Origin of the sequence: Bacteroides sp. AF39-11AC (genome assembly GCF_003474285.1) — a bacterium.
Lineage (GTDB): Bacteria > Bacteroidota > Bacteroidia > Bacteroidales > Bacteroidaceae > Bacteroides.
In genome coordinates this window covers 295895-316145 of the sequence record NZ_QROH01000006.1, presented here as the reverse complement: position 1 = coordinate 316145, position 20251 = coordinate 295895, and the positions used below count along the sequence as shown (strand labels likewise).

Sequence of the window (20251 nt, the reverse complement as noted above, 5' to 3'; positions counted from 1 at the left end):
TGTTAGTTCATCTTTACTTTTTTCTCGAAATACTTCCGCAAAGCATTCGCCAGAAGGTTTACCAAAAGGATGATTACGATTAAGACCAGAGCAGTGCCATAAGCCAGCGGAAGCTGGGCATCCATATCCGTGCCACTGGTAGAAATAACATACAGGTGATAAGGCAATGCCATACACTGGTCGAGTATACTTGTAGGGAGTTGCGGAAGGAAATAAGCAGCACAAGTAAACAGGATAGGTGCAGTCTCACCGGAAACACGTCCCAGAGCCAGAATCAGCCCCGTAATCACATTAGGCATTGCCATAGGCAGAATAACGTGCCAGATGGTCTGCAACTTAGTGGCCCCTAACGCACGGCTTCCCTCACGCAAAGTATCGGGAATGGCTTTCAACGCTTCTTCTGTGGTACGGATAACTAAAGGCACACACAGCAATCCCAACGTAAGTGAACCGGCCAGGATGCTATCGCCAAATCCCATATAGTTAACAAATAAAGCCATACCGAAAAGACCAAAGACAATGGAAGGTATGCCGCTCAGGTTATTTGTCATCATACGGATGAACCGGACTACCCAGCCTTTCGGCGCATACTCATTCATATAGATTCCACTCATCACTCCTACCGGGAAGGCAAACAGGGCACTGCCTATCATCAGATAGAATGTTCCGACAATAGCGGGGAAAACACCTCCTGCCGTCATACCGTCCGTGGGGGCAGTAGTCAGGAACTCCCAGCTAATAACTCCCACACCTTTATATATGATGAAGCCGAGAATGGCAAAGAGTATCCCCACCACTGTCAGGCTCAGCAAACGGAATGTTCCGAATGCAATACGTTGCGAAAGATGTTTCCTATCTATCATACTTATTTTTCTTTTCTCTATAAGACATTATCTTTTCCGGGCTGACACAGCTTCTACCGTAAAGTTTATCAGCAAACTAATAAAGAACAACACTACACCCAAAAGAAATAAGGCTTCATAATGCGCTCCCCCGGCAGGTGCTTCTCCCAATTCCGCTGCAATCGTTGCAGGTATGGTACGCAACGGTTCCAGAATGGTATGCGGTATGACTGCCGCATTACCTGTCACCATCAGTACCGCCATTGTTTCACCGATAGCACGCCCGATTCCCAATACCACACCGGAAGTGATACCTGATACGGAATAAGGTATCACCACCTTATATATGGTCTGCCATTGCGAAGCTCCCAAAGCAAGGCTGGCTTCCCGCATGGCACGGGGACAGTTGCGCATGGCATCTTCCGTCACCGTTATAATCGTAGGCAATGCCATTATGGCCAACACAATGCTTCCCGCCAATCCACTTTCACCCACAGGCAGATTGAATACTTTCTGGATGAATGGTACAATCACAATCAGTCCGAAGAAACCATAAACCACCGATGGAATACCACTCAGCAACTCAATTATCGGTTTCAGCAGATTACGTATCCTGGAATTTGCCACTTCGGACATATAGATAGCAACTGAAAGCCCAAAAGGCAATGCTATCAGGATGGCAAATAAACTCACCCACAGCGTACCGGTTATTAAGGGTAGAAAGCCGAATTGTGCGGCGGGTGTAGCAGTCGGAAACCATTCCGCCCCCGCAAAGACGTCTTTCACCGAAATGGTGTTATCCTGCAATAAGTGCACGGAATCCGGATGGACGATAAACTGCTGTGGTACAAAAGCAATAATGCCCGGCGTACGTTCCACCAGTTCGGTAATCTTTACTCCAGCATGTTCATAAGCTGCCCCCAGTTCTTCCTCGGTATAATACTGAGTGATATCTTCCAAACGGAAAAGCCGGATGGGCATATCCTGCCCTCCGACTTCATTCCAGTTTGTTATCTCCTCATCGAAAACATCCTTTATCTGAGCTGGGGTTAGCTCACTTACCTTATTATCTTTATTCAATGCCAATACATATCCTTCTTCAATTACCCGGCTGTTGAATAGTCCCAACGCCTCGGAAAAGAGAAACAGGATAATGAGCACAATGGTGATGCTTGTTACAAAACCGCTACAAGCTAACACTCCTTCTACTATTTTCTCAAAAAGCTTCTTCATAAATGCCTATTGAATTTCGTATGCAAAGAAACCACGTCGATGTTAAGAGAGTGTGACTAAGGTTTGAAAGAAATGTTTCAAACATATTACAAAAGCGTTACAGCCTCCAAAAACACAAGTTTTGTAATTAGATTGTAATGCGCTATTGTTTTATTTGCAAGCAATAAACAAATAGAATAATATTTGGGTTCTATTATCACCCACTTTTGAGTATAATAAAATTCATTATAAATAGAATCAGAAACAATTTTTGAATAAAATGAAAACAATAAGTATTATCCTATTCCTGACATTGGCTGTAAGCAGCCTACAGGCGCAACGCATCAAAGGCAGTGACACCGTACTACCTGTAGCACAACAGACTGCCGAAAGATTTATGGCACTCAATCCCGACGCCCGTGTTACCGTAACCGGTGGTGGCACCGGAGTAGGTATTTCCGCTCTATTGGACGGAACGACAGATATTGCCATGGCATCCCGCCCCATTAAATTCAGTGAGAAGATGAAAGTAAAGGCAGCCGGAAAAGAAGTGGAAGAAGTAATCGTAGCTTACGATGCCCTTGCCGTTGTGGTTCACCCCTCCAATCCCGTAAAGCAACTGACGCGCCAACAACTGGAAGATATCTTCCGGGGTAAGATTACGAATTGGAAGCAAGTGGGTGGAGATGACCGTAAAATCGTGGTGTACTCTCGCGAAACATCTTCGGGTACTTATGAATTCTTCAAAGAAAGCGTTCTCAAAAATAAAAATTATATGAGTAGCAGCCTCTCTATGCCTGCCACCGGTGCCATTATACAATCTGTCAGCCAGACGAAGGGAGCAATAGGATACGTAGGATTGGCTTATCTTTCCCCTCGCGTCAAATCACTGTCCATTTCTTACGACGGGACACACTTTGCTCCACCTACTATGGAGAGTGCTACAGATAAGAGTTACCCCATTGTGCGGCCTCTATACTATTATTATAACACAGAAAACTCCGAACAAGCAACCCCTCTCATTCATTTCATCCTTTCACCTGCAGGTCAGGAAATCATTAAAAAGAGTGGATATATTCCCGTGAAATAAGGATATACGAAAAAAATGTCTTACTTTTGTAGCTCGATTTTTAGAATATATACATACCAATTATGGCAGATATTAAGAGCGAAGAAGCAGGCGAAAAAAAGAGCCTCAACTTCATTGAACAAATTGTTGAGAAAGACTTGAAAGAGGGTAAAAATGGTGGTAAAGTGCAAACACGTTTCCCACCGGAGCCCAACGGATACCTCCACATCGGACATGCCAAGGCAATTTGCCTTGATTTTGGTATTGCAGCCGATCACAATGGCATTTGCAATCTGCGTTTCGATGATACGAATCCGACCAAAGAAGATGTGGAATATGTAGAAGCTATCAAGGAAGACATCCAATGGCTGGGTTACCAGTGGGGTAATGAATACTACGCATCCGATTACTTCCAGCAATTGTGGGACTTTGCCATCCGCCTCATTGAAGAAGGTAAAGCATATATCGACGAGCAGACTTCAGAACAAATAGCACAGCAAAAAGGCACTCCTACCCAACCGGGTGTGGAAAGCCCTTACCGTAACCGTCCGATAGAGGAAAGCCTCTCCCTGTTCAAGAAAATGAATACAGGTGAAATAGCAGAAGGCGCTATGGTGCTTCGTGCCAAGATTGATATGGCAAACCCGAATATGCACTTCCGCGATCCTATCATCTATCGCGTAGTGAACCATCCGCATCACCGTACTGGTACAACGTGGAAGGCCTATCCGATGTATGACTTCGCTCACGGACAAAGTGACTACTTTGAAGGTGTAACGCACTCTCTCTGTACATTGGAATTTGTTCCCCACCGTCCACTCTATGATCTCTTTGTAGACTGGGTAAAGGAGGGTAAAGATCTGGATGATAACCGCCCCCATCAGTACGAATTCAACAAGCTGAATCTCAGTTATACCCTGATGAGCAAGCGCAACCTGCTGATTCTGGTAAAAGAAAAATTGGTGAACGGATGGGATGATCCCCGTATGCCGACTATCTGTGGTTTCCGCCGTCGCGGATACTCACCTGAGTCCATTCACAAGTTTATTGATAAAATCGGATATACCACATACGATGCACTTAATGAATTCGCCTTGCTGGAAAGTGCTTTACGCGAAGATCTTAACACCCGTGCAACCCGTATCTCGGCAGTAATGAACCCGGTGAAACTGGTTATCACCAACTATCCTGAAGGAAAAGTGGAAGAACTGGAAGCAATCAATAATCCGGAAAAGCCGGAAGAAGGCAGCCACTTCATTGAGTTCAGCCGCGAACTGTGGATGGAACGCGAAGACTTCATGGAAGATGCTCCGAAGAAATACTTCCGTATGACTCCGGGTCAGGAAGTACGCTTAAAGAGTGCTTATATTGTGAAATGTACCGGTTGCAAGAAAAATGAAGCCGGAGAAGTAGTTGAAGTATATTGCGAATATGATCCGAACACCAAAAGTGGTATGCCCGAAGCTAACCGTAAGGTGAAAGGTACCCTGCACTGGGTAAGTTGCAATCATTGCCTTGAAGCAGAAGTACGCCTCTACGACCGTCTTTGGAAAGTGGAAAACCCGCGTGACGAATTGGCTGCCATACGCGAAGCTAAAAACTGTGATGCACTGGAAGCAATGAAAGATATCATCAATCCGGACTCACTGAATATATTGCCTCATTGCTACATTGAAAAATATGCCGCCGGCATGAAACCGCTTACTTATTTACAGTTCCAGCGCATCGGATATTTCAACGTAGATCCAGACTCCACACCAGAGAAAATGGTATTCAACCGCACTGTAGGCTTGAAAGATACCTGGGGCAAAATAAACAAATAAAAATAGGATTATAGGAGTAAACAATTAATGAGCAATAAAAACCTGCTGTCCGGCAGGGACAAAGAGTTACAGGAACTTGCCGAACAATATGAAGCGGCAATGGCCGAAAACAAGCCGTTCTATCAGGATGCGGATGAGTTGGCTGACCTTGCCGACTGGTATGGAACAAAGAAAAAGTATGATAAGGCTTTCGAAATTGCAGAATATGGATTAAAACTGCATCCCGACAGTACCGAACTTATGATCGAATATGCATACCTTCATCTGGATAGTGGTAAAAAAGCAAAGGCACGCGAAATCATTGAAAATCTTCCCGATACTTATTCGCCGGAAGCAAAGGTGGTACGTGCCCACTTGTTATTAAGTGAAGGTAAACTGGATGATGCCGAACAGTTACTCGACACGATTGAGGATAAAGATGATCTGGCAAACGTAGTAGATGTATCCTATATGTACCTTGATATGGGGTATCCGGATAAAGCCTTGGCATGGCTCGATCCGGTAAAGGAAGAATACTCTAATGAGGAGGCCTATATTGCCGTAGTTGCAGACTGTCTTTATGGCAAAAGCATGACCGAGGAAGCAATTCCCCTGTACAACCGACTTATAGATATGAATCCATATTCGGCTCCTTACTGGTTCGGATTGGCAAGATGTCACTTTGAAGAGATGAACTTCAACCAAGCTATTGATGCTTGTGATTATGCATTGGTGAGTGATGATGAATTTGCAGACGCCTATGTAATGAAAGGACATTGCTTCTACCAGTTGGGTAATGAAGATGCTGCATTGGAATGTTATCTGAAAGCAAAGGAACTTCATGGACTTGCTCCCGAATTTATCTATACATACATCGGATTATGTAAAGTATCCAAAGGAGAATGGGAGGAAGGCTATGAAAATCTTGAAAAGGCAATTCAGGAAAATGAAACTGACGAAGCTCTTTCTCCAATGTTGCCTAACTTATATGCCAATGCAGGGCTATGCCTCTCCAAGATGGGGAAGAAACGCAAAGCACACCAGTATTGTAAGAAAGCACATAAACTGGCACCGGAAGACCCGGAATCTCTCTTGATAGAAGGTCGCATATACATTGAAGAAGGTGACTATGACAAAGGAATAAAGCAATGGGCAAAAGCCTTGAACTGCTCTCCCACTGCCGACACCTGGAATGAAATAGGTATGCATAGCATGGAAATTGGTTATCTGGATTATGCCAAGATAGCTTTTGAACGTGTCAGCGAATTGGAACCGGACTTTGACGGTATCAATGAAAAGCTGACGGTACTTTACATGACGCTGCATGATAAAGAGAACTTCATAAAGTATAATCAGAAATGCCCTCGCCCGTTCGATTTGAAAGAACTGGAGAAGATGCAGATGCTTATGGAAAGTGAAGACCGGGAAGATTTAGCTGCTTATATGCAAAACATTATAAAAGCATTGCAATAAAAAGAAATAGAGAGTAAAGGAATCTTTACTCTCTATTTTATATATACCCTCAAGATATTTATTTGCTACCTCTTATTTAGCACTACGAGTAGAAAGCTTTTCCAGGAAATATACCAGAAAGAAACCTACTATCATCAATACTACAGCCTCAACAACATACTGATTGGGCAGAATATTGCTTTCAACCAATGGCTTCACTACCCCATGATTATCAGTAAAAGTTTCTATAGTTTCTTTCCAAGGCCATACTTTGTTTAGTGACCCCAACATGAAACCTGTCAATACAGCCAATGTAATATTGCGGAAATGCTTTAATGCGTAAGAAAGAATACGTGAGAAAGAAGTTATACCAATAAAAGCACCCACAAAAAACACTAATAAAACCGTTATATCAAGTGTTTTGACAGCTTCCATTATAAAGAAGTACTTACCTAACAGTACCAAAATAAAACTTCCCGATATACCCGGCAATATCATAGCACAAATGGCAATCGCTCCACAAAGGAATATAAAAAATAAGTTAGAAGGAGTTTCAGCAGGAGTTGCTACCGTAATATAATATGCAACTGCCACACCTATAATAAATGCCGGAATCGTTTTCTTGTTCCATTCCTTTATGTCTTTTCCTACAAACCATGTGGATGCCAGTACCAGTCCGAAAAAGAAAGCCCAAACCATAACCGGATGGTCCGTAAGCAACCATGTGATAATTTTAGCTAATGAAAATACGCTAATTCCAATTCCCACCAGCAGAGAGATCAGAAAATTACCGTTAATCGCTTTCCAGAATGCTCCCCATTTTCCTGTGAAAAACAACTTTAAATTTTTTCCGTTAATGCTTTTTATCGAATCTATCAATTCGTCATAAATACCTACAATAAAAGCAATTGTTCCCCCCGATACACCGGGAACCACATCGGCTGCTCCCATTCCCACACCTTTCAGCATGAGTAGGGCGTAGTCTTTTAAACCTCGTTCCATCTTTTTCTTTATCAATTAACCTATTAATACTTGATTTATAGGACGCAAAGTAAAACAAAAAAAGCCAGTTACTCACTATAAATCAATCAAAAATATCCGAAAAACACATTGGAATTTTATACAACAGTTGGATACGGGTATAAAAAAGAAATGGTGTATAATAGTCTCACGACTACTATACACCTGGTCTTTTCTAATTGCTTATTAAAATCTGAGGTTTACTACTTTACAGCCTCTATTGCTTTGTCATAATCCGGCTCCTGAGTAATTTCAGGTACCAGTTCAGTGTATGCAACCTTTCCATCCTTACCGACAATAACTACTGCACGCGCCAGCAAGCCACCCAATGGTCCATCTGCCATACGCACACCGTAACTTTCATCAAAATCAGAGAAACGGAAATCAGACAAAGGAATTACATTTTCAATACCTTCCGTAGTACAGAACCGTGCATGGGCAAAAGGCAAGTCTTTGGAAATCGCCAAAACCACGGTATCAGGCAGACTCGCTGCCAGCTTGTTGAACTTGCGCACAGATGTTGCACAGACACTGGTATCCAAACTTGGAAAGATATTCAATATTACATTCTTCCCTTTCAAATCTTTCAAAAAGAAAGAAGAAAGATCTGTTTTTACTAACTCAAAGTCGGGAGCAACTGTCCCTACTTTTATAAACTCGCCGATAATCTTAACCGGCTGTCCTTTAAATTTTGTTGTAGCCATAGTTTTCTTGTTTTATATGCCTATATAACAAACGAACTGTTGGAAAAGTTCGCCCAAAACTTTTCCAACTGCAAATTGTTACTCTCACAAACATGATTATAATAACCATTTAAAATTAAATTTGCATGAAAACTTTATTTGACGAACTTCAATACGAAGTAAAAAACTGGTGGATGTCTCTCCTACTTGGTATACTCTATGTAGTAGTTGCTATAAGTCTGATGTTTGCTCCGTTCAGCGGTTATGCGGTTTTGAGTATTCTGTTCAGTATCTCTATGCTGTTCAGCGGTTTGTTAGAAATTTCTTTCGCCGTAAGCAACCGAAAGAATGTTTCCAGCTGGGGTTGGTATCTGGCAGGCGGTATCATCGACATGATATTAGGTTTCTATCTGATAGCTTATCCGCTGTTAAGCATGGAAGTAATTCCATTCATCATCGCATTCTGGTTAATGTTCCGCGGCTTTTCTTCCATCGGCTATGCCATGGATCTGAAAAGATATGGTACCAGAGACTGGGGATGGTATATTGCCTTCGGCATATTAGCTGTGATTTGTTCACTCCTCATTCTGTGGCAACCGGCAATAGGTGCCATGTATGCTGTCTACATGATCTCATTTGCATTCCTTATTATCGGATTTTTCCGCATTATGTTGTCTTTTGAATTGAAGAATCTTCATAAGCGAGGAAGAAGTATGAAAGATAAAAATGAAGAAAAAGAAATTCCAGTAGAATAAGTAGCAATCCAGCCCGGAAAAACGAGTTGACTAAAGAACCTGGCAACAGGAACTTGCCAACTCGCTTTTTCATTAGTTACACTTCAGAAAGCGGTGCATGGTGGTTCTGGATACCCCCATTTGACGGGCTAATTCCGAACAAGAAACCCCTCGTCTGGATTCACGCATCAAACGTCTTTTATTCTCACGGAGTACCCGCATTGCAGGACAGGTTCCTTTTTTACGGCCTAACTTGACACCTTCCTGTTTTCGTCTTGCCAACGCTTCCTTAGTTCGCATGGAAATCAAATTACGCTCTATCTCCGCCATCAATCCAAATGCAAACCCCAATACTTTACTGTTAATGTCATTTTGAAAAACATATCCCTCTTTCGTGCTGTACAAAATAATTTCTTTCTTTATACACGAATTGAGAATAGTCATGATTTCCAACAAGGTACGACTCAATCTCGAAATCTCCGTTACAATCAACGTATCCCCCCGCTGCATCCGGTTCAACATCCCCGACAGCTTTCGCTCCTTACTACTCACACTACCACTCACTGTCTCAGTGTACCACTTGTCAATCTTCAATCCATTTTTCTCTGCAAAGCGCAGAAGTTCTTCACGCTGATTAGCCAGAAACTGCTTTTCTGTACTCACTCTTAAATAAGCTACTACCATAATTTTGTTGTTTTTATAGGTTTAACAGTGCCAAAGAACAGCAATAACAGTGAAAAATCACAATATCATTAAGCAATGAAATACAGCAAGTTCGCGCACTTTACCCCTTTTATTTTACATCACTTATTTCAAAGATGGCAAAGCAAATTATGTAGAAATACACATTTCCATACCGGAAGCTGGTTATAAAAAGAAACAAGAAAAAATCTTCTTTCTTTTCTATAATAGACAATTTTTCCTTTTCAGCTTCCCACAAGTCCTAATATTGAGTTCTTGAAACGTTAATTATCTAATTATGAATCCATTGCATTTACCAACTGCTCACATCATAATGTAAAAGCATTTACCTCAGCATATAACGTTCTTTACTCCATATTGTGACAACCTTTACCACGGTATGTAACGGTCGTTACCGCGTCATGCGAACAGGATTAGCATTGGGGATAAAAAGAGTCATCATGAAAGAAAACGCCGCATCTCTGTAAGATTTCAATTCCGCTCTTCCCATAAAAAAATGAATAGATTCATTTTATTCTACCCTTCGTTTGCATTATCTTTGTGGTCAGTTTTATAACAAGAATATAAATTCATAATTAAAAAACAAAGAAATTATGGCAATGCATACATGGTTTGAGTGCAAAATCCGTTACGAGAAAGTAATGGAAAACGGAATGAACAAGAAAGTAACCGAACCTTATCTAGTAGATGCACTCAGCTTCACGGAAGCAGAAGCACGTATTATTGAGGAAATGACACCGTTTATTTCAGGAGAGTTTACGGTATCGGACATCAAACGTGCTAACTATAGCGAATTATTCCCAAGCGAAGAAGAAGCCGCAGATCGCTGGTTCAAATGCAAACTGGTCTTCATCACTCTGGATGAAAAGAGCGGAGCTGAAAAGAAAACATCTACTCAGGTATTGGTACAGGCTGCCGACCTTCGTGATGCCGTTAAGAAGCTGGATGAAGGTATGAAGGGTACAATGGCCGATTATCAGATTGCTTTAGTGTCCGAAACACCTCTTATGGATGTATATCCATACAGTGCAGAACCCAATGATAAACCGGAGGTTTAATATATATTAGTATCATGAATATTGCAGATAATCTTCAACAAGTGCTGAACGAACTACCTGAAGGAGTGCGATTGGTAGCTGTTTCCAAATTTCACCCCAATGAAGCGATAGAAGAAGCCTATCGCTCCGGGCAGCGAGTGTTCGGTGAAAGTAAGGTGCAAGAAATGACTGCCAAGTACGAAAGCCTTCCCAAAGACATTGAATGGCATTTTATCGGGCATCTGCAAACTAATAAAATAAAGTATATTGTACCCTACGTAGCCCTGATTCACGGCATTGATTCATACAAACTTCTTGTTGAGGTCAATAAACAGGCCGAAAAGGCCGGGAAAGTGGTCAACTGCCTGCTACAACTACACATTGCAGAGGAAGAGACTAAATTTGGTTTCAGTTTTGACGAATGTCGGGATATGTTAGCGGAAAGTGAATGGAAAACTCTCAGTAACATACAATTATGCGGCTTGATGGGCATGGCGACAAATACAGACGACAATGAACAAATAGAGAAGGAATTTTGTTCATTAAGTAGCTTCTTCAAAGAAGTGAAAGACTCATGGTTTGCCGACACAGAGGCTTTTCGGGAGTTGTCCATGGGAATGTCCCACGATTATCACCAAGCTATTGCGGCTGGCAGTACTCTGATACGCGTAGGAAGCAAAATCTTTGGAGACAGAACGTATTAATCATTATTCATTAAACATTATTACCATGGCAACATTAAAAACTACTTTTGCCGGGTTAGAATTAAGAAACCCGATTATCGTCAGCAGTTCAGGCTTAACTGATAGTGCTGAAAAAAATCAGAAATTCTATGAAGCCGGTGTCGGTGCCATTGTTCTGAAATCTCTTTTCGAGGAGCAGATCATGATGGAAGCTGACTGGCTTGGAGATCCGAATATGTACCCGGAAGGCAGTGATTACTTGGTAGAATACGTCCGCCAGCATAAGCTGTCTGAATATCTGGAATTGATTAAAGAGACTAAGAAAGTATGTCCTATTCCTGTTATTGCCAGTATCAACTGCTATCAGGATGCTGAATGGGTAGGCTTTGCACAACAAATGGAAGCTGCAGGCGCCGATGCTATAGAGATTAATATTTTGGCGTTACAAACAGGTGTTCAGTACAATTACGGTTCATTTGAACAACGTCATATTGATATTCTCAGCCACATCAAAAAGACAGTTCGCATTCCGATCATCATGAAGTTAGGTGATAATCTGACTAATCCGATAGCTCTGATAGACCAGTTATATGCCAACGGAGCCGCTGCTGTCGTATTGTTCAATCGTTTCTATCAGCCGGATATTGATATCGAGAAGATGAAGCAAATCTCAGGAAATGTATTCAGCACAGGAGCTGATCTGGTTAAGTCTTTACGCTGGATAGGTATTGCCTCGGCAGCAGTAAGTAAGCTGGATTATGCAGCATCAGGCGGTATTCATTCTCCCGAAGGAATTGTAAAAGCAATTCTTGCAGGAGCTTCAGCAGTAGAAATCTGTAGTGCATTCTATCAGAACAGTTATGCGCTTGTAGCAGAATATACCCGTTTCCTGAATTTATGGATGGATCGTAAAGGAATGGAAACAATCTCTCAATTCAAAGGAATGTTGAATGTTAGCGATTTGAATGGTGTGAATACCTTTGAACGTACTCAGTTCATGAAATATTTCTCCAGCAGAAAATAACAGGAACCACACAACATATCATTATACGTAATGCCCCGTAACATATATTGTTAGTGTATCTAACATATATTGTTACGAGGCATTACATTTATTACTACTTCCTTACAGGATATATTTATTTAATCCGGTTTCTTGTCCAATGCTTCGAAACACGAATTCTTACTGATAAATTCAGGAACAATATCCTTCATAGCTGACACAATCTTCATCTGATCATAAGTATAACTAACGTCTATCAGTTTTTGAATGCGCTCTTTTACTTCGTCATAATCGTATTCACGGACTGTTGCAATCATGATCTTCTCATGGTAGGTCGGTTTAGTCAACTCTTTTACATTCAGCAACTCTTCATAAAGTTTTTCTCCATGGCGTAGTCCTGTAAACTCAATCTTCACATCCGTACGTCCTGAAAGACTGATCATACGTTTGGCAAGATCTACAATCTTCACCGGCTTACCCATATCAAAAATATAAATCTCACCCCCATTTCCCATACTACCGGCTTCAAGTACCAAGCGGCAGGCTTCAGGAATCGTCATGAAATAACGGATTATTTCAGGATGAGTAACAGTCACCGGACCACCACGTTGTATCTGATCACGGAAGCGGGGAATTACAGAACCGTTGGAGCCTAATACATTGCCGAAACGCGTCGTAATGAATTGGGTCACATGCCCACCTTTCTGTTGCAGTTTTTTAGCCAAAGACTGTACATAAATCTCACAAATACGTTTGGAACACCCCATCACATTTGTCGGGTTTACAGCTTTATCAGTAGAGATCATTACAAACTTCTCAGCTCCATATTTCACAGCCAAATCAGCAATAGTACGGGTTCCATACACATTAATCTGAATAGACTCTGAAACATTATCCTCCATCATCGGCACATGCTTGTAAGCAGCCGCGTGGAAAATATACTGAGGTTTATATTCTCTAAAAATATCTTCCATACGCGTAGCATTGGAAATATCTGCAATAATCGTTTCCGCATCAATATCACGCCAACGATCCTGTAACTCCAGACGAATATCATGCAACGGAGTTTCTGCCTGATCTACCAGAATCAACTTATAAGGATTGAAAGAGGCTACCTGACGCATAATTTCACTACCGATAGAACCGGCAGCGCCGGTTATCATCACTCTCTTTCCTTCCAAATGAGAGGCAACTTTATGAATATCGATTTCAATAGGATTACGTTGCAAGAGGTCTTCAATCTGTATTTCTTTCAGTTGAGTACGGTTCAAAGTCTGCCCACTCCATTCACTCAAAGGAGGCGCAGTCATTAATTTGATGTTATGAGCCAAAAGACGGTCAGCCATATCTGATTTTTTCAGTTCCTCCATCTTGGCAGGCGAAATAATAATGGTATGCACATCACGATCGTTCAGTACATCAATTAGCGTCTCGTCATTGGGAAATACTTTCACTCCCATCATCACTTTATTTATCAGCTCCGGCTCATCGGCTATGAAACCACGTAGACGATAGTGATTACGCAAATTTACACGCAATGCTTTAGCAATATTGACTCCTGCCTCCTTAGCACCATAAATAAAAACATTGGCACTATGACTTCCATCGAAATTCAGAAGTTCATAAAACATCTTCACAACAATACGCGAACAAGACATCATGGCAAAACTAATAATATATGCCATGAAGAATACGCTCACAGGTGCCAAGCGAACATCCATGTAGCTTGATAAAAGTACACTCGAAATCATCAGCAGCGCATAAGACACTGTCAATGCAACGAAGATACGCATAATATCTATAAACGAAGAAAAGCGCAACACGTTGGAATATGTGCGGAACACCCGAAAAAATACTAAGTTGACAATGACTGTACATACAATCGTTTTGTCAATAGTAGAGGATTCCAGAAAAATACTCCGGAAATCATATCGAAGTGCATAAGCCAACAGGCTGGATACAACGATTATCAATACATCGATCAACAGAATAGTCCAAATCGGCAATACCTTTGCTGAGAGGTATCGATGAAAAAATTTATGCTTCATTTCGTTTGACAGTTTTGTTTTAGGCGAGGCAAAGATACATTATTTTTTATCAAATATTGGAAGAAAAAGATAAAAATGTGTGATAAAATTAAATGGCGGCAAAGTTACATATATAACCTTGCCGCCATATTTACTGCCTATAAAGCTCTGTTACATCAAATTACTAGCTAATTCACTTAGCTGACTACGTTCTCCTTTTAACAAATTCACATGAGCAAAAAGATTCTGATCTTTCATACGGTCAATCATGTAAACCAGGCCATTGGACTGGCTGTCCAGATACGGTTGGTCTATCTGTTGGATATCACCGGTGAACACCATCTTGGTTCCTTCGCCAGCACGGGTGATAATCGTTTTTATTTCATGAGGAGTCAAGTTTTGTGCTTCATCAATGATGCAATAAGTTTCACTCAAACTACGTCCACGAATGAAAGCTAATGCCTCGATTACCAGCTGCTCGCTTTTCTGCATATCTTCCAAACGTTTTACTTCAGTAGAATTAGAAGCAAACTGACGTTTAATGACATTCAGATTATCAAACAAGGGCTGCATGTAAGGTGCCACTTTCTCTTTTGCATCCCCCGGTAGGAAACCAATGTCTTTATTGGATAGAGCAACAATCGGACGTGCCAGCAGAATCTGTTTATAATCATTCATCTGACTAAGGGCAGCTGCTAAAGCCAGCAAAGTTTTTCCCGTACCAGCTTTACCCGTCAGAGCAACCAACTTAATATTAGGATCAGTCAACACTTCGAAAGCAAAACTTTGTTCAGCATTTCTGGGTTCAATACCATAGTTCTTTGTTTTATTTACCCGGCAGATGGTATGTGTAAAAGGATTATAACGCGCAAGAACACTATTCCTGTCACTTTTCAGGATAAAACATTCATTCGGATGGATAATATCTTTAAAATCAAACTCACTGATATCCAGTCCTTCTCTGGAAGAATAAATCCGGTCTATCAAAGCAGGATCAATTCCTTCGAATACCTCATTTGACTTTTCAAATATATCCACATTTATCACCTTGTCGTTGATATAATCTTCGCAAAGCAGTCCTATGGAACGTGCTTTCATCCGGAGGTTCACATCTTTAGTCACCAAGATCGTTTTCATATCCTTCTTCTGGCGCGTCAGCCAGTCCACTACAGCCAGAATCTTATGATCTGGAATACGCTCGGGGAATGAGTCGAACACATCCGGAGCATCCACCGAACCGGCTATCACAAATAAACTTCCCAGACCTTCGCCCAGGGAAGCACCTTTATTGAAAAGATTGTCATCGGTAACTAAATCGAGTTCACGGAGAAATTCACGGGCATTGAAGTTTATCTGTTCATTCCCTTTCTTGAATTTGTCCAATTCTTCAAGAACTACGATGGGAAGATAAATGTCGTTCTCTTGGAAATTCTTAAGACAGTTATAGTCGTGAAGGATCACATTCGTATCAATCACAAAATTTTTCTTTGTTCCCATACTCTTTTAGATTTAAATTGTTGATATATTTACCTCCAAAGCGAAGATAAGCTGCACTTCGGCATAAAAAATGAACAAGTTCATTTTATTCTGCTCTCAGTTTGCATTATCTTTGCAGCTTCTAAGATAGGAATTAAAAAGAGAGAATGGCATGCTTTCTCGTTAAATATTTTAAAAGATGGATTATCAGAACACTTTATTATACTTATATAACAGTGTCCCCATGTTTCAACAAATGGGAAGTTCAGCATACAAGGAAGGTTTAGAGAATACACTGACACTGGACGAACATTTCGGACACCCGCACCAGCACTTCCACAGCATCCATGTAGGGGGAACTAATGGAAAAGGCTCATGTTCGCACACACTTGCCGCCATTTTGCAGGAAGCAGGATATCGGGTAGGACTTTACACTTCTCCACACCTTGTAGACTTCCGCGAGCGTATTCGGGTGAATGGACAATCCATCCCGGAAGAGTATGTAGTCCGATTTGTGGAAAAAGAACGAAATTTCTTCGAACCTCTGCATCCTTCTTTCTTTGAATTGACTACTGCTATGGCATTCCGTTATTTCGCCGATGAACATGTAGATGTAGCAGTTATTGAAGTAGGACTGGGTGGAAGACTGGATTGTACCAATATTATACATCCTGATTTATGTATTATCACCAATATAAGTTTTGATCATACCCAGTTCCTCGGTAATACATTAGAAAAGATAGCAAGCGAAAAAGCCGGTATTATCAAAAGCGGAATACCCATTGTAATCGGAGAAACCACTTCCGAAACAAAACCTGTATTTACAAAAAAGGCTCGCGAAGTGGATGCGCCCATTTTCTTTGCAGAAGAAAACAAAAAAGATGATTACCCCGGATTGGAATGTGAGCTGAAAGGATTATACCAAGCTAAGAATACCCATACTTTACTCACAGCCATCGCACAGCTACAGCAAGCCGGATACAATCTGAGTGAGCAGGCCGTCCGTGGTGGTTTTGCTCATGTCTGTGAACTAACCGGCCTGATGGGACGTTGGCAGAAATTGCAGGACACCCCTACTCTGATATGTGATACCGGACATAATGTAGGTGGTATCACATATATCACAAAGCAGTTAAAACAACAATCTTACCGAAAGTTACATATGATTATAGGGATGGTGAATGACAAAGACATACGTGGTGTATTGGCATTACTGCCCAAAAACGCTGAATATTATTTCACGAAAGCCAGCGTCAAACGTGCATTACCCGAAAATGAACTTTCCCAGCTTGCTTCTGAAGCCGGATTACAAGGAAGTTGTTACCCGGATGTCCCTTCCGCTGTGCAGGTGGCACAAGAAAAAAGCCTCCCGGAAGACTTTATCTTCGTAGGAGGCAGTAGCTTTATTGTTGCTGATCTGTTAGCGAACCGCGATACACTCAATCTCCACTAAAGCATCTTTCGGCAGAGCTTTCACTGCAACAGCCGAACGAGCAGGGAAATCACCACCAAAATAGGTGGCATATACTTTATTCATATCTGCAAACAATGACATATCTTGCAGGAAAACAGTAGTTTTGACAATATTTTCCATTGTCAAACCTGCTTCTCCAAGGATATGCTTAATATTCTCCAATGACTGGCGGGCCTGTGCTTCAGCCCCTTCTGCCATCTGTCCGGTAGCTGCATCAATAGGCAACTGACCAGATACAAATATCATTCCATTCGCTTCGATAGCCTGGCTGTAAGGACCGATAGCCCCCGGAGCTTTCTGACTGCAAATTACTTTTTTCATTCCAATAATATTTTAATATTCAACAATTTATGATTTATGCAAGAAAAAAACAGATATTCCATGCAGTATTCTGCAACTTCATGCATTTACCTAATAGGATTATACACAAAAGAAAAATTCACTTATACCTGTTTTAAAAACCTAGACTTAGCTAATTCTTTTTTGACACGGGAGTTTCCCGATAAAGGCTCGGCTTGTGAAAGCAGAGCCTTTTTTACAGACATATCATCTGTATTACAACTACTTACAATGCTTCTCAATCAAGGCATCAACGTTCGGATCACCCAGTTCTTTTGCTTTCGCAAAACTAGCACAAGCCTCCTTGCTCTGCTTCAACTGCAATTGTGCAACTCCCATCAAACGATAAGCTTCAGCATATTTAGGATCAATTGTCAAGGCATCTTTCAGAACTTTAATGGCTTCTTCATTTCTACCCACACGAATATTCACCGCAGCAAGTTCCGAACGATAAGTCAACTCATTCGGATTGAGTTCAATTGCTTTTGCCATATCATCCAACGCACGTTGGAATTGTTTTGCTTGGAAAGCGGCTTGTTCACGGTAATAGTAGAACACATCGTTCACATTACCACGCACAGCTTTATAATATTCATCATAATCAAGCATTGCATTACGCCCCTGTCCGGCATTCATGCGCGCTTGGGCACGTTCCAACAGATAAGGGGCAGCATCTTCAGTGTACGGCTGCAGGCAATGTGCTATACAGCTATCCATCAAAACCAGCACTTCTTCCGGAGCGGCTTCCATCAATTCTTTTGTCTTAGCAGCACTGAAGAATGTAGCAGGAGAAACAATATTGGTTTTATTTACTTTCTCATAGCTGGCAAGAGCTGCTGTATAGTCTTTTTTAGCAAACTGAATATCTCCTTCCAACTGAACATAAACCGGAAGTTCCTCAATTGCTATTGCTTTACGAACTTCATCCAATGCTTTGTCATATGTCCAATCTTTATAGGTGGTTTCCGGCTTAGTCAACTGATAATTATAAATTAATTTGGCACGATTGAAATATGCATCATCTTTCTTTTGTGCTACTTCAAGTGCTTTATCTATATCAGCAGCAGCCTTATCCATCGAACTTATTTCTTTCGACAAATACATTTGACTGTTGGCACGACGAAAATAACCATCGGCACTGTTAGGATACTGGGCAATAAAATCATTCAGCAATTCGGCATATTTCTCCGAAGTTTGCTGTGAAGAAGCCATATAAAGATATACCAGCGCTTGTTCTTCTGTATCGGGCAACGCTTTCTTAATGCCAATACTTGATAAAGCATGATCATTAAAAGAAAGAGGACTGATTTTCTGAGCCATAGCATAATCAGCGCCTACTGCATAGCAAATGGTAGCTGTATCTTTTCCTGAAGATTTCTGTGCAAGACCGAAAACTTGTCCGTCAGCAGTCATTACCGGACAACTCACCATCTTGTCTTTCAGATGCATATCAAGCGTATAATAATGGTATTGTCCATCTACCTTAGATTCTTCTTTCACCTGTCCGGTAGTATAAGAACGGTCCTTTTGTGTAGAATAAGGCAACAAGTAGACACTTGTACCTACAGTCGGAGCCGTAGGAGATACCACTAATGCAGGTACTTTTTTTCCTGAAATCGCTACATGGAACTTCACAACATCATACATGTCGTTTGCTCCCATGATAACTTCCACAGGCATTTGTTCACCCTCTGAATTAATGACTACGGCACGTTGCGCACCTTTAAACAGACTATAATCAGACAGAGCCATTCCATCCTCGGTAACAAAAAATCCGTTTCCCGTATTGAGTATCTTATCACTCTCATCGTACGTAACTACCGAGAAAACAGCACGCTTGGCTTTTTCCACCCATTTGGGTGCCTGAGCTACACTCCACTGTGCCAGCAAACAGAGGGCGAGCGTCAACAACAAGTTCTTTTTCATATCTTAGTTGGTTCTTTGTTTCACAGCTTCATAAATCAAAATACCTGCCGCAACAGAAACATTGAGCGACTCGATAGTACCCAGCATCGGGATTTTCACCCATTCATCACAAAGAGCCAGATTCTCATAAGAAACACCTTTATCCTCAGCTCCCATTATGATACACATCGGTCCTGTATAATCAGCCTTAGTATAATCATAGTCCCCTTTTTCTGTAGCTGCTACAATACGAAAGCCACTATCTTTGAGATATTGCAATGTAGTCTTCAGGTTCTGCTCACGGCAAACCGGAAGAACATGTAATGCCCCGGCAGATGTTTTCATAGCATCAGCATTTACCGTCACGCTTCCTTTAGCAGGAATAATAATAGCATCTACTGCTGCACACTCACAGGTACGGGCTATGGCACCAAAGTTACGAACATCAGTCACACCATCCAACATAACGAACAACGGATTCTTGCCTTCTTCGAAAAGGAAAGGCACCAGGTCTTCTGCCTTCTGATACGTAACGGATGAAATAAAAGCAATCACCCCTTGATGGTTCTTACGGGTAATGCGGTTAATGCGTTCCACCGGAACACGTTGCACCGGAATCAAAGTTCCTTTTAGTGCAGCAAAAAGTTCTTTGGATAAATCGCTCTGAATGTCTTTCTTCACCAGAATCTTATCGATTTCCTTTCCTGCCTGTACTGCTTCTATCACAGCGCGAACGCCGAAAATCATTTCACTCTTATCAACCATCTTTGAGAAATTAAAATTAGAAATTA

At 41.4% G+C, this 20251-nt stretch carries 18 protein-coding genes; 8 read left to right on the top strand and 10 right to left on the bottom strand.

Going from position 1 to position 20251, the window contains the following annotated elements; genetic code table 11:
• Window positions 1-2: 2 nt before the first annotated feature.
• Together pstA and pstC are read right to left on the bottom strand one after the other, a co-directional pair.
• The gene (pstA, locus tag DW036_RS15070; protein ID WP_118465114.1) at window positions 3-863 is read right to left on the bottom strand and encodes a phosphate ABC transporter permease PstA; all 861 of its coding nucleotides are present in this window, start codon (window positions 861-863) and stop codon (window positions 3-5) included.
• Window positions 864-890: 27 nt separating this feature from the next.
• Window positions 891-2075, bottom strand: coding sequence for a phosphate ABC transporter permease subunit PstC (pstC, locus tag DW036_RS15065; protein ID WP_118465113.1), 1185 nt, complete (start codon window positions 2073-2075; stop codon window positions 891-893).
• 259 nt (window positions 2076-2334) lie between these two features.
• Here pstC and DW036_RS15060 point away from each other — a divergent pair, with 259 nt between their 5' ends.
• The 3 genes from DW036_RS15060 (at window position 2335) to DW036_RS15050 (ending at window position 6398) form a co-directional block, all read left to right on the top strand.
• Window positions 2335-3144 carry a PstS family phosphate ABC transporter substrate-binding protein gene (locus DW036_RS15060; protein ID WP_118465112.1) on the top strand — a complete coding sequence of 270 codons (810 nt, stop codon included), beginning with the start codon at window positions 2335-2337 and terminating at the stop codon, window positions 3142-3144.
• Window positions 3145-3206: 62 nt separating this feature from the next.
• A complete protein-coding gene (locus DW036_RS15055) occupies window positions 3207-4946 on the top strand; it encodes a glutamine--tRNA ligase/YqeY domain fusion protein (RefSeq protein ID WP_118465111.1) in 1740 nt (579 codons plus the stop codon).
• 27 nt (window positions 4947-4973) lie between these two features.
• On the top strand, window positions 4974-6398 hold the full coding sequence (locus DW036_RS15050; protein ID WP_118465110.1) for a lipopolysaccharide assembly protein LapB: 1425 nt from the start codon (window positions 4974-4976) through the stop codon (window positions 6396-6398).
• Between the two features lie 72 nt (window positions 6399-6470).
• Here the strand turns inward: DW036_RS15050 and DW036_RS15045 are convergent, their stop codons facing one another.
• Together DW036_RS15045 and tpx are read right to left on the bottom strand one after the other, a co-directional pair.
• On the bottom strand, window positions 6471-7379 hold the full coding sequence (locus tag DW036_RS15045; RefSeq protein ID WP_118465109.1) for a DUF368 domain-containing protein: 909 nt from the start codon (window positions 7377-7379) through the stop codon (window positions 6471-6473).
• A 221-nt stretch (window positions 7380-7600) separates the two neighbouring features.
• A complete protein-coding gene (tpx, locus tag DW036_RS15040) occupies window positions 7601-8101 on the bottom strand; it encodes a thiol peroxidase (RefSeq protein WP_021967221.1) in 501 nt (166 codons plus the stop codon).
• A 125-nt stretch (window positions 8102-8226) separates the two neighbouring features.
• Between tpx and DW036_RS15035 the strand changes: the two genes are divergently transcribed.
• On the top strand, window positions 8227-8835 hold the full coding sequence (locus tag DW036_RS15035) for an HdeD family acid-resistance protein (RefSeq protein WP_118465108.1): 609 nt from the start codon (window positions 8227-8229) through the stop codon (window positions 8833-8835).
• A 72-nt stretch (window positions 8836-8907) separates the two neighbouring features.
• Here DW036_RS15035 and DW036_RS15030 read toward each other — a convergent pair whose 3' ends face one another.
• Complete coding sequence (locus DW036_RS15030; RefSeq protein WP_270460710.1) at window positions 8908-9501, bottom strand: master DNA invertase Mpi family serine-type recombinase; 594 nt, start codon at window positions 9499-9501, stop codon at window positions 8908-8910.
• Between the two features lie 608 nt (window positions 9502-10109).
• Here DW036_RS15030 and DW036_RS15025 point away from each other — a divergent pair.
• From DW036_RS15025 to DW036_RS15015, 3 genes are read left to right on the top strand one after another with little or no spacing between them, the layout of a single operon-like run.
• Entirely contained in the window at window positions 10110-10574 is a 465-nt protein-coding gene (locus DW036_RS15025) for a DUF4494 domain-containing protein (protein WP_007664937.1), read from the top strand.
• A gap of 14 nt (window positions 10575-10588) precedes the next feature.
• A complete protein-coding gene (locus DW036_RS15020) occupies window positions 10589-11257 on the top strand; it encodes a YggS family pyridoxal phosphate-dependent enzyme (RefSeq protein WP_118465107.1) in 669 nt (222 codons plus the stop codon).
• Window positions 11258-11282: 25 nt separating this feature from the next.
• The gene (locus tag DW036_RS15015; RefSeq protein WP_118465106.1) at window positions 11283-12260 is read left to right on the top strand and encodes a dihydroorotate dehydrogenase-like protein; all 978 of its coding nucleotides are present in this window, start codon (window positions 11283-11285) and stop codon (window positions 12258-12260) included.
• A gap of 119 nt (window positions 12261-12379) precedes the next feature.
• Here the strand turns inward: DW036_RS15015 and DW036_RS15010 are convergent, their stop codons facing one another.
• A complete protein-coding gene (locus DW036_RS15010; RefSeq protein WP_118465105.1) occupies window positions 12380-14287 on the bottom strand; it encodes a nucleoside-diphosphate sugar epimerase/dehydratase in 1908 nt (635 codons plus the stop codon).
• 150 nt (window positions 14288-14437) lie between these two features.
• Window positions 14438-15763 (bottom strand): PhoH family protein, encoded by a 1326-nt coding sequence (locus DW036_RS15005; RefSeq protein ID WP_007664946.1) that lies wholly within the window; start codon window positions 15761-15763, stop codon window positions 14438-14440.
• Window positions 15764-15941: 178 nt separating this feature from the next.
• On the opposite strand from DW036_RS15005, the gene DW036_RS15000 reads away from it, so the two are divergent.
• Window positions 15942-17195 (top strand): folylpolyglutamate synthase/dihydrofolate synthase family protein, encoded by a 1254-nt coding sequence (locus DW036_RS15000; protein ID WP_118465104.1) that lies wholly within the window; start codon window positions 15942-15944, stop codon window positions 17193-17195.
• Here the strand turns inward: DW036_RS15000 and DW036_RS14995 are convergent.
• The 3 genes from DW036_RS14995 to rlmB form a co-directional block, all read right to left on the bottom strand.
• Complete coding sequence (locus tag DW036_RS14995) at window positions 17163-17537, bottom strand: RidA family protein (RefSeq protein ID WP_118465103.1); 375 nt, start codon at window positions 17535-17537, stop codon at window positions 17163-17165. The genes DW036_RS15000 and DW036_RS14995 overlap by 33 nt on opposite strands.
• Window positions 17538-17777: 240 nt before the next feature.
• On the bottom strand, window positions 17778-19481 hold the full coding sequence (locus tag DW036_RS14990; RefSeq protein ID WP_118465102.1) for a serine protease: 1704 nt from the start codon (window positions 19479-19481) through the stop codon (window positions 17778-17780).
• A 3-nt stretch (window positions 19482-19484) separates the two neighbouring features.
• A complete protein-coding gene (gene rlmB, locus DW036_RS14985) occupies window positions 19485-20225 on the bottom strand; it encodes a 23S rRNA (guanosine(2251)-2'-O)-methyltransferase RlmB (protein WP_118465101.1) in 741 nt (246 codons plus the stop codon).
• Window positions 20226-20251 lie beyond the last annotated feature (26 nt).